The 12,827-nt window shown below is 50.4% G+C and carries 9 protein-coding genes; 6 read left to right on the plus strand and 3 right to left on the minus strand.

Going from position 1 to position 12,827, the window contains the following annotated elements; translation table 11 throughout:
• The first annotated feature begins 126 nt into the window (after positions 1–126).
• From FH968_RS14710 to FH968_RS14720, 3 genes are all read left to right on the plus strand, one after another.
• Positions 127–927 (plus strand): YdcF family protein, encoded by an 801-nt coding sequence (locus tag FH968_RS14710; RefSeq protein ID WP_139880696.1) that lies wholly within the window; start codon positions 127–129, stop codon positions 925–927.
• A gap of 235 nt (positions 928–1,162) precedes the next feature.
• Entirely contained in the window at positions 1,163–2,602 is a 1,440-nt protein-coding gene (gene aldA, locus FH968_RS14715; RefSeq protein WP_139880698.1) for an aldehyde dehydrogenase, read from the plus strand.
• 306 nt (positions 2,603–2,908) lie between these two features.
• Entirely contained in the window at positions 2,909–3,973 is a 1,065-nt protein-coding gene (locus FH968_RS14720) for a YncE family protein (RefSeq protein ID WP_139880700.1), read from the plus strand.
• Positions 3,974–4,062: 89 nt separating this feature from the next.
• On the opposite strand, the gene nifJ is transcribed toward FH968_RS14720, so the two are convergent.
• Complete coding sequence (nifJ, locus tag FH968_RS14725) at positions 4,063–7,593, minus strand: pyruvate:ferredoxin (flavodoxin) oxidoreductase (RefSeq protein WP_139880702.1); 3,531 nt, start codon at positions 7,591–7,593, stop codon at positions 4,063–4,065.
• Positions 7,594–7,882: 289 nt separating this feature from the next.
• On the opposite strand from nifJ, the gene FH968_RS14730 reads away from it, so the two are divergent.
• Complete coding sequence (locus tag FH968_RS14730; RefSeq protein ID WP_139880704.1) at positions 7,883–8,167, plus strand: DUF333 domain-containing protein; 285 nt, start codon at positions 7,883–7,885, stop codon at positions 8,165–8,167.
• 5 nt (positions 8,168–8,172) lie between these two features.
• On the opposite strand, the gene hslJ is transcribed toward FH968_RS14730, so the two are convergent.
• A complete protein-coding gene (gene hslJ, locus FH968_RS14735; RefSeq protein WP_139880706.1) occupies positions 8,173–8,598 on the minus strand; it encodes a heat shock protein HslJ in 426 nt (141 codons plus the stop codon).
• 184 nt (positions 8,599–8,782) lie between these two features.
• Positions 8,783–9,772, minus strand: a complete 990-nt coding sequence (locus FH968_RS14740) for a 2-hydroxyacid dehydrogenase (RefSeq protein WP_139880708.1) — start codon at positions 9,770–9,772, stop codon at positions 8,783–8,785.
• Between the two features lie 212 nt (positions 9,773–9,984).
• On the opposite strand from FH968_RS14740, the gene FH968_RS14745 reads away from it, so the two are divergent.
• Complete coding sequence (locus FH968_RS14745) at positions 9,985–12,627, plus strand: YdbH family protein (protein ID WP_139880710.1); 2,643 nt, start codon at positions 9,985–9,987, stop codon at positions 12,625–12,627.
• Positions 12,624–12,824, plus strand: a complete 201-nt coding sequence (locus tag FH968_RS14750) for a YnbE family lipoprotein (protein ID WP_139880712.1) — start codon at positions 12,624–12,626, stop codon at positions 12,822–12,824. The genes FH968_RS14745 and FH968_RS14750 overlap by 4 nt, the downstream gene beginning before the upstream one ends.
• The last annotated feature ends 3 nt before the right edge of the window (positions 12,825–12,827 follow it).

A 12,827-nucleotide genomic window follows, 5' to 3' on the forward strand; every position in this document is an offset into this window, starting at 1 on the left:
CGCATTCATCTTGCTGAGTTCGTCGAGGAATGTGCGGATAAGGGCGGGTCAGGACTCAGACCCTCCCTATATAGCCTGCAGTTAACCTGCGTTATGATGTGCGCTGGTTTTTAACAAGGAGGGGTTATGTTGATGACAACATTTCCAGCTTTGCAGGCAACGACCATTGAGGCTATTAATACGTTGGGTAAGTGGCTTTCTCACAATGAGTTTGCCGCACCACCTGCAGTTTCTGATGCAGACCTTATTATTCTCGCAGGCAATGCCGTTATCCCCACCATTGATGCGGCATGCCAGCTTGCTGCCAATACCGAAATTCCGCTGGTAATAACGGGTGGTATCGGGCATTCAACCACCTTTTTGTATGGTGCCATTGCTAAACACCCGCTCTATAACACCATTCCCACCACCGGGCGCGCAGAAGCGGCAATTATCAAAGACATTGCCACTCAGTTCTGGAAGATCCCGGCGGAAAAAGTGCTCACGGAAGAGAAATCCACCAACTGTGGTGAGAACGCGCGTTTCACTCATCAGCTTTTGCAACAGCAGAACATCACACCCGATCGGGTGATCATTATTCAGGATCCGACCATGCAATTGCGCACAGTGGCGACGTTTGAACGCATCTGGCAGGATGACGCGCATATCCCGCAGTGGCGAAGTTGGCCTGGTATTATTCCGGTGCTGGTGAGTAATAAATCCCAGACCACGTTTACCCTGAATGAAAAGGGTTTATGGCCGGTTGCACGCTACATTTCTCTGGCGCTTGGGGAAATTCCGCGAATCAGAGACGATGTACAGGGTTATGGGCCGCAAGGCCGTGATTTTATTACCCATGTTGAAATCCCAGCGGCAGTCATGCATGCATGGGAAATTCTCGTCAGTGATACTGCGCTGGCGCGTTTAATGAATGAACGCGGTTTATAGCGCGCTTTGCTAATTGCTGTAATTTCCCCTCAGATGACCGTTTTCTGCCGAGTGCGCTGAAAACGGTCATTTTTATGTTTCTGAAATGTAGCAAAAGCGGCTCTTTTCCATTGTTTTTATTGAGAGCCATCACAGTTCATGACCATTTTGCCCGAGTGGCTGTTTTTGATGCTTAGAGTGTTCACAAGTATTTTACATAAATGAAACAAACACAGTGAACACAAAGGAGCCGGTCATGACAGCACCTGTACAACACCCAATGTATATTGATGGTCAATTTGTTCAATGGCAGGGCGAGCAGTGGATTGATGTGATTAATCCTGCCACCGAAGCGCTGATTTCACGTATTCCTGACGGCTCCGCTCAGCAGGCGCGTGATGCGATTGATGCAGCAGCAAAAGCGCAGGCGGGTTGGGAGGCTTTACCGGCTATCGAACGAGCGGGCTGGTTGCGTAAAATCGCGGCGGGAATCCGTGACCGCGCAAAAGAAATTAGCGCGCTGATTGTTGCTGAAGGCGGTAAAACGCAACAGTTAGCCGAGGTGGAAGTGGCGTTTACTGCTGACTATCTCGATTACATGTCTGAATGGGCGCGTCGTTATGAAGGAGAAATCCTACAAAGTGACCGTCCTGGTGAAAACATTCTGGTGTTTAAACGCGCGCTCGGCGTGACTACCGGGATTTTGCCGTGGAACTTCCCCTTTTTCCTGATTGCCCGCAAACTCGCGCCAGCGCTGATTACCGGTAATACCATCGTTATCAAACCCAGTGAATTCACGCCAAACAACGCCATTGCGTTTGCTGAAATTGTTCATGATATCGGGCTGCCAAAAGGGGTATTTAACCTGGTTTTAGGCCGTGGCGAAACGGTAGGCCAGGAGCTGGCTGGCAACCCGAAAGTGGCGATGGTCAGCATGACCGGAAGCGTGGGCGCTGGTGAGAAAATCATGGCCGCAGCGGCGAAAAACATCACTAAAGTTTGTCTGGAACTGGGCGGTAAAGCACCCGCCATCGTGATGGACGATGCTGATCTGGATATTGCGGTGAAAGCGATTGTCGATTCTCGAATGATTAACACCGGGCAAGTGTGTAACTGCGCTGAACGCGTGTATGTACAAAAAGGTATTTACGATGAGTTTATTACTCGCCTGAGTGAGGCCTTTAAACAGGTGAGCTTTGGTGATACCGGCGAGCGTAACGATGTGTCGATGGGGCCATTGATTAACGCCGCTGCACTGGAGCGCGTAGAGCAGAAAGTTGCTCGTGCAGTCAGTGAAGGCGCGCGTGTAGTGTTGGGTGGCAAAGCACCAGATGGGAAAGGGTATTTTTACCCGCCAACACTGCTGGTGGATGTGCGCCAGGATATGACCATTATGCATGATGAAACCTTCGGCCCGGTGCTGCCAGTCACAACGTTTGATACGCTGGAACAAGCGCTTGAGATGGCGAATGACAGCGATTATGGCCTGACATCTTCGGTTTATACACGTGACTTAAATGTTGCGATGAAAGCGATTAAGGGTCTGAAATTCGGCGAAACCTACGTTAACCGTGAGAACTTTGAAGCGATGCAAGGTTTCCACGCCGGCTGGCGCAAATCGGGCATTGGTGGGGCGGATGGACGCCACGGGCTTAATGAGTACCTGCAAACTCAAGTGGTTTATTTACAGGTATAAGTTTACAGGTGTATTCCGCATCCAGAATGAACACTTCAGGGGGGCCATCGCGCCCCTGAATTCTTAAGTATTCAGCCCATCTATCCCACCAAACTCCTGCTTAAGAATATAAGTTTATCTGCCTCTGCCCCCTGTTTATGTCAAGTTTTGCAATGGCATTCAAAGAGTATTAGCTTGGGGTTATTTAAATGAGAATCATTTACTTTTAGCGGTGAAAATGATAATTAATATCAACAACAAGATTTCACCTCTTTAGTTAACGGATTGTTAGCTAAAGAGATTCACCTGCTGTTGATAAGGATATTTATGTCTGCTTTACCACAAACCCGTTTACGCGCACTGCCTGCTTTAATGCTCACTAGCCTGCTGTTTTCCAGTTCACTATTTGCTGACACCTCTTTCACGATGGAAAGAAAGCCAGTTGGCAAAGGTGCCTATGAAATGGCGTACAGTGCGGACCAGTCAGCTTTGTATGTTGCAACGTCCCAGAGCCGCAAACTCGATAAAGGCGGGGTAGTTTATCGCCTTGATCCGGCAACGCTTGAAGTAACACAGGCAATTCATAACAACCTGAAGCCGTTCGGTGTGGCGTTCAACAAAACCACGGGTACGCTGTTCCTGGGCAACACCACCAGCAGTGCGGTGACGGCCATCAACAGCAAAACGGGCGATGTGATTAAGCAGTTAGTGGTGGATGACACCAAACGTACAGAAACCACGCGCCCGCTAATGCCGCGCCAGTTAGTGGTTAACGAAGGCACCAATACGCTGTATATGGGCGGTTTGGGTGATTCAAGCGTGTTGTGGGTGATTGACGGCGCAACGCTTACGTTGCGCGATACGATCAAAGATCTGGGCAAAATGGCGACGGGCCTTGCGATTGATGAGAAATCTGCACGTATCTACATGACCAACGCCGACAACGAATTTATTGTTATCGACAGCAAAACCAACAAGGTTATCTCGCGCACCAAACTCGATACCGAAGGTGAGCATTTTTATCTGAATATTGCGCTCGATCCTGCAACTAACCGCGCATTTATCAGCGATTCCCAAACGCCGCAACTCTTGGTTGTCGATACCAAAACCAGCAAAGTGCTGAATAAAGTTGATGTGCCGTTCGGTCTGGATGTGTTGTTCAACCCAGTGCGTAATGAAATCTACGTGACGCATCGCAAAGAAGGTAAAGTCAGCGTGATTGATGCGAAAAGCTACAAAGTGCTGGAAACAATCGATACGCCTGCACTGCCTAACAGCCTCGCACTTTCGCCAGACGGACAGCAGTTGTTCGTTAGTGTGAAACAGCCGGGCAGCCGTGAAAAAGAACCGACCAGCCCAGACGATGTGGTGCGCATCAGCTTTAAGAAGTGACACGAGTGGTGGATGTCGCTTGCGCTAATCCACCCTACGTTTTGACATAGTAGGTCGGATTAGCGTGAGCGACATCCGACATTACCCAATTACTCGCTGTCGGCTTTTTCCGCTTTACCTGCCATTTGGGCCAGGAAATCGTAGCGTTTTTGCAAATCGACAGCGGCGTCTTTCCATAACTGCTCGGCAACTTCTGGCTGCTGCGCATTCAGGCGACGGAAGCGCTGTTCTTTCATCAGCGTATCGGCCAATGCATCGGACGGTGGACGGGAATCCAGCGCCAGCGGCAGTTTTCCTTCATCGGCACGACGCGGGTCGAAGCGATAAAGTGGCCAGAAACCAGTGGCGGTAAGTTGACGCATTTGATCGTGACTGAGCGCCAGATCGTAGCCGTGTTCTTCACATGGGCTGTAGGCGATAATCAGTGATGGGCCAGGATAAGCCTCAGCTTCCTGAATCGCTTTCACAGTCTGGTTTAACTGCGCGCCCAATGAAATCTGTGCCACATAAACATGCCCGTACATCATCATGCTGACACCGAGATCTTTACGCGCTTTGCGCTTGCCATGTTCGCCAAACTTAGTCACCGCGCCAAGCGGCGTGGCTTTCGACGCCTGACCGCCTGTGTTTGAATAACACTGTGTATCCAGCACCAGAATATTGACGTTCTCGGTCAGGCTCAACACGTGGTCGAGGCCGCCAAAACCGATATCGTACGCCCAACCGTCACCGCCAATCAGCCAGATAGATTTCTCTACCATCGCATCCGCATCGGTTATTAACTGGCGTGCGTCCGGGTCGTCGATATTCGCCAAATGCTGGCGCAATGCGACAATCTGCTCGCGGCGCACTTCTGGTGAGGCTTGAGCGTGAAGCTGCTCATTCAACTCCGCTGGAAGTTTATCAGCAAACTTATCGACCAAACGCATCACGCGGGCACGATGCTGATCGACGGTCAGACGGAAACCAAGGCCAAATTCGGCGTTATCTTCAAACAGTGAGTTTGCCCAAGCTGGGCCGCGCCCATTGGCATCGGTGGTATACGGCGTTGAAGGCAAATTACCGCCATAAATCGACGAACAGCCAGTGGCGTTGGCAATCAACATGCGGTCGCCATACAACTGGGTCAGCAGCTTGATATACGGTGTTTCGCCACAGCCAGAGCACGCACCGGAATATTCAAACAGCGGCGTCAGCAATTGGGAGGTGCGGATATCAATACGCTCGAGACTGGTGCGGTCCATTTCCGGCAGTTTGAGGAAGAAATCGTAATTTTCTTTTTCTTCTTCTACATGTTCAAGGCGCGACATCATGTTGATGGCCTTGATTTCGGGGTTCTGGCGGTCTTTCGCTGGGCAAACTTCCACGCACAGATTGCAGCCGGTGCAATCTTCAGGTGCAACCTGCAATATGTATTTCTGCCCACGCATATCGCGGGACTTCACATCCAGCGATTGTAGTGAGGCAGGGGCATTTTCCATGGCTTCTGGCTGCACGACTTTAGCGCGGATTGCCGAGTGCGGGCAGGCAGCAACACAGTGGTTACACTGAGTGCAAATGTCCGGTTTCCAGATTGGAATTTCTTCGGCGATATTGCGTTTTTCCCACTTCGTGGTGCCCATTGGCCAGGTGCCATCGGGTGGAAGCGCGGAAACGGGCAGTGCGTCACCCAATCCGGCAAGCATCGCGGCGGTAACAGTTTTAACGAAATCAGGTGCTGCGTCAGAAACTACCGGTGGACGCATCGGGCTGGTTTCGTTCACGTCTTGCAACGTCACTTCCGCCAGTGATTCACGCGCAAGTGCTAACGCCTGCCAGTTGCGTTCCACCAGCTCCTGACCTTTGCTGCTGTAGCTTTTGGCTATCGCACCCTGCAACTCCGCGAGTGCGCTGTCGCCGGGCAGAATATTGGTGAGATGGAAAAACGCCATTTGCATAACGGTGTTGATGCGCGCACCAAGATGGCATTCACGGGCAATTTTCGCCGCATTGACGACAAAGAAACGGGCTTTTTTCTGATTCAGTACCGCCTGAACTTCTTGCGGTAGACGGTGCCACACTTCGTCCGCGCCGTAAGGCGTGTTAAGCAGGAAAATACCGCCGGGTTTGAGCCGTTCGGCCATTTGATATTTGTCGATAAACTGCAACTGATGGCAGCCAACAAAATCAGCGCGGTCGATAAGGTAAGTCGAGTTAATCGGATGTTCACTGACACGCAGGTGGGAAACCGTCAGGCCACCTGCCTTTTTCGAGTCGTAAACGAAATAACCCTGGGTGAAAAACGGTGTCGAATTCCCAATGATTTTGATGTTGTTTTTGGTTGCCGAGACGCTACCGTCACTGCCCAGGCCATAGAACAACGCTTCGAGTTTTGCGCGGTTTGGCAGGGTGTTTTCGGGTAACGGTAACGACAAATTAGTGACGTCATCGTAAATCCCAACAGTGAAACGTGGGCGCGGTTTCGATTGGCTGAGTTCGTTGAATACGGCCAACACACACTCTGGGCCAAATTCTTTGGAAGAAAGACCGTAACGTCCGCCAATCACGCGGGGCAGTGTTTCACGTTCACCACGATTAAAGGCTTCGGCAAGTGATGTCATGACATCGAGATACAGCGGTTCTGCCAGCGCACCCGGTTCTTTAGTGCGGTCAAGCACAGCAATCTGACGCGCAGTTTCCGGTAGAACCGCTAATAAATGGTCGGCTGAGAAAGGGCGGAACAGGCGAACTTTAAGCACGCCCACTTTTTCGCCTCGAGTCAGTAATTCATCGACTACTTCTTCACACGTGCCAATGGCTGAACCCATCAGGATAATGACGCGTTCGGCCTGCGGGTGACCGTAGTATTCAAACGGACGATATTGGCGGCCTGTGGCAGTGGCAAAGCTGTCCATCGCTTGTTCAACATGCTCATACACCGCGTCATACCACAAGTTGCTGGCTTCGCGGGACTGGAAATAGGTATCTGGATTGGCAGATGTGCCGCGAATCACCGGATGTTCAGGATTCAGTGCGCGGGCGCGGTGTTCATCTATCTCTTTTTGCGGCAATAATTCCAGAATCGTACTGTCGGCCAGCGGGACGATTTTGTTGATTTCATGCGAAGTGCGGAATCCGTCGAAGAAATGAATAAAAGGTACGCGGCTTTTTAGGGTGGCAATGTGTGAAATTAGCGCGAAGTCTTGTGCTTCTTGTACGCTGCTGGCACATAACATGGCGCAACCGGTCTGACGAATGGCCATCACATCTGAGTGGTCGCCAAAAATAGATAGCGCGTGGGTTGCGATAGTTCGCGCCGCCACATGCAGTACAAACGGCGTTAATTGCCCTGCCAGTTTGTAGAGCGTCGGGATCATCAGCAGTAAACCCTGCGATGAAGTAAACGAGGTGGAAAGGGCACCGGTTTGCAGCGCGCCGTGAACCGTGGCAATCGCGCCCGCTTCAGACTGCATTTCTACAACACGTGGCGTATCGCCCCAAATGTTTTTAAGGCCGTCACCAGACCAGGCATCAGCAAGTTCTGCCATGGTAGAACTGGGAGTTATCGGGTAGATGGCGATGACTTCGCTGGCGCGATACGCCACAGAGGCCACTGCACCATTGCCGTCGATTGTGATCATTGAGACACCCTTACATTGCGCAACAATAAAAGCGAAAAGGCCCACATGACAGAGGCGAGCCGAAGAATAATCTTTTAATTCTAGCAAACCCCACAAAAGGTGATTTTCGCTTTTGTGTCCTGCGTTTGGCTTTGATTGAGGTCGTGTAAAGAGTGGTTGGCGAAGTTTTATGCAATAAAGTGATCTGCCTTGCAAAATCACATACTTTTTATTGCTCTGCGGCCTCGACGGAACACAGCGCGAGCGCTTATGATTCTTAGGTTTTGCAACGTTCAGGGGGAGAAGAGTAATGCGCGCTGCGTTTTTAGCGGGTTGTGCCGCACTGTTGTTATCAACATCAATGCTTTCTGCATGCAGTAGTAATGAACCACCTCAACAAGCCACCGCGGCTCACGTGCCACCGGGTATGCGCGCGGCAATGTCTAATCAAGGGCAGGCGAGTTGTGCAATGATTGGTGGGACGCTGAGTGTTGCTCGTCAGTTAGATGGGTCGGCAACCGGTATGTGCGCGATGCCCAACGGCAAACGCTGTAGTGAGAATGCGCTTGCCGCCGGAACGTGTGGTGCGTACTAGTCGAATCAGTTGACCAGATCGGCCAGTTTATAAACTAAGGTATGCTGGCTGGTTTTAAGCGTCAGTTGTTGCGGATCCAAACCGACTTTTGCACCTGTGGTTAGCATGTCGTTAATCATGTGGTCCAGCCCGTTAAGCTGCGGCTCAGCACACATCATCATGGTCATTCCCAGACCTTTTGCTTTTAGCGTATCGCCTTCAAGCGTCGCCTGACCCATAAAGCGGTTACACATCGCACCCGAAATATGCATATTTTCACCGAAGCTCAGCTCAGGCATACGATTAATGCCAGTGAGCGGTTTGCCGTCTACGGTTTGCAGCACATAGCGATGATGTTGCAGATCTTGCGCGGTGACTGTCGATTTATCACCAGATTGTGCGCAACCTGCCAACACCATGGCAGCCAATGCGAGGGAAGCTAATTTTTTCATTTCTTTTCCTTAAGTTATTCGTTTCATCAATGAGTTGGTGCCACTTTGGCAAAAAGCGGGGCGTGATTCTTTAAGGATTATCTTAAAACTCCCTCATCCCGGCGTTCTCCCTCAGGGAAAAGGAGAACACAAAACCAAAAAGCCCTCGAGCGAGAGGGCCTTGGTGATGGCGTTCTGGATGAAACTAGTTTACCTGGTTAGGGCAAGGTTCACCGTTTTCTAACTGCCGCAAGTTTTCCAGAGTTGTTTCAGAAATACTGGTTAACGCTTCCGCAGTCAGGAATGCCTGGTGGCCGGTAAACAGCACGTTATGGCAGGCCGACAGGCGACGGAATACGTCATCCTGAATCACGTCATTAGATTTATCTTCAAAGAACAAATCGCGTTCGTTCTCGTAAACGTCCAAGCCCAACGCGCCAATTTTTTGGTTTTTCAGTGCATCAATGGCAGCTTGCGAATCAATCAACGCACCACGGCTGGTGTTGATGATCATCACGCCATCTTTCATTTGCTCAAACGCAGAATGGTTGAGCAAATGGTAGTTTTCTGGTGTCAGCGGACAGTGCAATGAAATAATGTCTGACTCCGCAAACAACGTTGGCAAATCGACATATTCCACACCGAGCTCAAGTGCTGCTGCACTCGGGTATGGGTCAAACGCTAACAAGCGCATACCGAACCCTTTCAATATTCTCAGCGCAGCAATACCAATTTTCCCGGTGCCAATCACACCTGCGGTTTTGCCGTACATAGTAAAACCGGTCAGCCCTTCAAGAGAGAAGTTAGCATCACGGGTACGTTGATAAGCGCGGTGAATACGACGGTTCAGGCACATCATCATGCCGAGAGCATGTTCTGCTACGGCTTCAGGTGAATAGGCCGGAACGCGTACTACGGGCATTCCTAATTCTTTGGCGGCATCTAAATCAACGTTGTTAAAGCCCGCGCAGCGCAGTGCGATAAACTTCACACCCTGCTTTTTTAACTCTTCAAGTACAGGGCGGCTGCCGTCGTCATTAACGAAGATACAAACCCCTTCGCAACCATGAGCGGTTTTGGCTGTTTTTTCAGTTAACAAGAAGTCATAAAATTCAAGATCAAAGCCATATTCATTGTTAACCTGCTCCAGATACTTTTTGTCGTACTGTTTTGTGCTGTACACTGCCAGTTTCATGAGACTTATCTCCAGAATGATATTAGTGTAAAATTAGCATGCTTAAAAAATTCTTACAATTTCTAAAATTTATTTTTAAGCAGGAAATTCTACTGCTAACTCAAGGTTGGCTGCGCTTAAACCAGGCAATGTCTTCACGCCCGGTCCGAATAATGCAAGAATCATCGCATATGTCGTCTTAAATTGTCGCTGAATCAGGATATTAACCGCCCATGAAGGGTAAATATAAAGCCATTATTGCGTTGGTGCTGATACTCATTCTGCTGCCGTTAACGCTCTTGATGACTATAGCCCATTGGCTACCTACGCTTGCCGGAATCTGGCTGCCACAAGGGACGAAAATCGCCATGGAAGCGAGCCCGCGATTTACGCGTGGGGCGATAATCGTTCCTGATCTGCGCTATCTGGCCGGGGACTGCGAACTTGCGACAATTAAGGATGCAACGCTCAGCCATCCACAGCGTTGGCGTCTTCATCTTGATCAACTTAATCTTAATGTTGATTGCATCAGTAAAATCCCTCTCGACTCGTCAGCGCCAGCCGCGCCGAGAACGCTGAATGAGTGGCAATCGTTATTACCCGAAAGTCTCTTAACTATAGATAGGGTCAATATTACCCCGTTTCAACAATTCTCCGGTGCCTTGCGCCTTTCCCTCAGGCCTGAGCAACAATCTGTGCACTATGACGGCCCATCATTAAGCGTTGATGCGCAGTTAAACGGCCAGATCTTAGCGTTGCAAAAATTAAAAGTTCAGGCGCTGGCAGGTATGGAACCGCTGGAGTTGGCAGGTACGGTTACGTTGCCGGCTATTACTGACAACTTACCGGAAAAGGGCCATCTCGCCACGAAATTGCGTATCCCACAGGAATCTGAGTTGGTTGATGTCGTGCTGGACTGGAATGAGGCACAAGGGGCAATCAGGGTGGCTACACCGAATGCGCATGAGCCTCTCCTTGCGCTGCCCTGGACCGTCAGCAACACTATTTTTGAAGTTAATGGCGGGCAGTGGTTCTGGCCGTATGCCGGTTTCCCGCTGCGTGGCGGTATTTCATTACAGGTTAATGACTGGAGACAGGGTCTGGAAAATGCCGTGATTAGCGGGCGGATGAATGTCATCACACAGGGCAGTGCTGGGAAAGGAAACGCGGTATTAAATATTGGCCCCGGTAAAATCAGTACGATTAATAGCTCGCTGCCGTTGCAATTAACCGGCGAAGCCAAACAAGATGGAATGGTGTTTTACGCGGTGTTGCCAGGGGAACTTAGCGGCGCAATTGCCGACCCTAAATTGTTGTTCAAACCAGGTGCGCTGTTACGTTCGCGTGGGCGCATTATCGACTCGCTTGATGTCGATGAAATTCGCTGGCCGCTGGCGGGTGTTAGCGTTTCGCGGCACGGTGTTGACGGGCGATTGCAGGCCATCGTCCGCGCTCATGAAAATAAGATGGGCGACTTCGTGCTCCATCTTGACGGCAAAGCGGATAACTTTTTGCCGGATGCAGGTTTATGGCAGTGGAAGTACTGGGGAAATGGCGCGTTCACTCCGATGCAGGCCAAATGGGATGTGCGCGGGCAAGGGGAATGGCGCGACAACCGGATTGAACTTAGTTCTCTATCAACAGGTTTTGACAAGCTCGAGTACGGCTCGATGCTGATAACCACCCCGCGACTGAAACTGGATGGCCCGCTTCATTGGCAACGCGCGCAGTCAGCACCATCGTTCAAAGGCGCGTTTACGCTCAACGCAGGGCAAACCACCTTTAGTGGTGGTAGCACACTTCCACCGTCAACATTATCCTTCAGTGTCGATGGCATTGACCCGTCATTTTTCCAGTACAAAGGTGAACTGCGAGCAGAAGCAATTGGGCCGGTGCGCGTCAATGGCCGCTGGGATGGCATTCGTCTGCGCGGTAACGCCTGGTGGCCGCAGCAAGGATTGGCGGTATTCCAGTCGCTTATTCCAGCCGACTGGAAAATGACTTTAAAAGACGGCTCATTATATTCACAAGTCGCATTTTCTGCCGCGAGTGGGCAGGGGTTTGAAGCCGGAGGACATGCTGTGGTGAAAAACGGCAGTGTCTGGATGCCAGATAACCAAATCAACGGTGTGGACTTCGTCCTGCCTTTCCGCTTTAGCAACAGTACCTGGCGCCTGGGAACGGACGGCCCGGTAACGTTACGCATTGCCGAAGTGAAAAATCAGGTCACTTCCACCAATATTACGGCTGATCTCGAAGGCTGGTATCCGTGGAGTGAGAAACAACCGCTGACGCTCAGTGACGTCAACGTCGATATTCTTGGTGGAAAACTGCGTATGCAGCAGTTACGCATGCCACAACATGACGCGGCCTTGCTACGCTTAGAAAATATATCTTCAAGCGAATTGATAACAGCGGTTAACCCTAAACAGTTCACGATGTCCGGGCGGGTGAATGGCGGCTTGCCGCTGTGGCTCAACCATCCTCAATGGATAATTAAAGACGGTTGGCTGTCAAACCCTGGGCCACTGACATTACGCCTTGATAAAGACATGGCGGATGCCATTGTTGAGAATAATATTGCCGCTGGTGTGGCAGTTAACTGGTTGCGTTATATGGAAATTTCTCATTCCTGGACCAGGATAAATTTAGATAACCTTGGTGGGTTAACGTTACGGGCGAATGTGCAGGGCACAAGCCAGGTTGAAGGGAAAAGGAATGTGGTACGGCTGAATTACAGCCATCAGGAAAACCTCTTTACGCTTTGGCGCAGCCTGCGTTTTGGGGATAATTTGCAAACCTGGCTTGAGCAACATACCGCACTGCCGGATGTGCGTTGTCAGATACGCGATAAAGCTTGTGAGGAAACACAATGAGAATCGTCATCGCCACACTGCTGGCAACAGGCATTTCAACGCTAACAGGGTGCACGCCGCGAATCGAAGTTGCGGCACCCAAAGAACCTATCACCATTAATATGAATGTAAAAATTGAGCATGAGATTCATATTAAAGTGGATAAAGACGTTGAGACGTTGCTTAAAAATCGCAGTGACTTGTTCGGTCAGGAGTGAGTC

This window comes from Buttiauxella sp. B2 (assembly GCF_006376615.1).
Taxonomy (GTDB): Bacteria; Pseudomonadota; Gammaproteobacteria; order Enterobacterales; family Enterobacteriaceae; genus Buttiauxella.

Bases quoted from the DNA above. Each gene is read 5' to 3' on its own strand.
- FH968_RS14710 (WP_139880696.1), top strand. From the start codon at position 127: ATGTTGATGACAACATTTCCAGCTTTGCAGGCAACGACCATTGAGGCT.
- aldA (WP_139880698.1), top strand. From the start codon at position 1,163: ATGACAGCACCTGTACAACACCCAATGTATATTGATGGTCAATTTGTT.
- FH968_RS14720 (WP_139880700.1), top strand. From the start codon at position 2,909: ATGTCTGCTTTACCACAAACCCGTTTACGCGCACTGCCTGCTTTAATG.
- nifJ (WP_139880702.1), bottom strand. From the start codon at position 7,593: ATGATCACAATCGACGGCAATGGTGCAGTGGCCTCTGTGGCGTATCGC.
- FH968_RS14730 (WP_139880704.1), top strand. From the start codon at position 7,883: ATGCGCGCTGCGTTTTTAGCGGGTTGTGCCGCACTGTTGTTATCAACA.
- hslJ (WP_139880706.1), bottom strand. From the start codon at position 8,598: ATGAAAAAATTAGCTTCCCTCGCATTGGCTGCCATGGTGTTGGCAGGT.
- FH968_RS14740 (WP_139880708.1), bottom strand. From the start codon at position 9,772: ATGAAACTGGCAGTGTACAGCACAAAACAGTACGACAAAAAGTATCTG.
- FH968_RS14745 (WP_139880710.1), top strand. From the start codon at position 9,985: ATGAAGGGTAAATATAAAGCCATTATTGCGTTGGTGCTGATACTCATT.
- FH968_RS14750 (WP_139880712.1), top strand. From the start codon at position 12,624: ATGAGAATCGTCATCGCCACACTGCTGGCAACAGGCATTTCAACGCTA.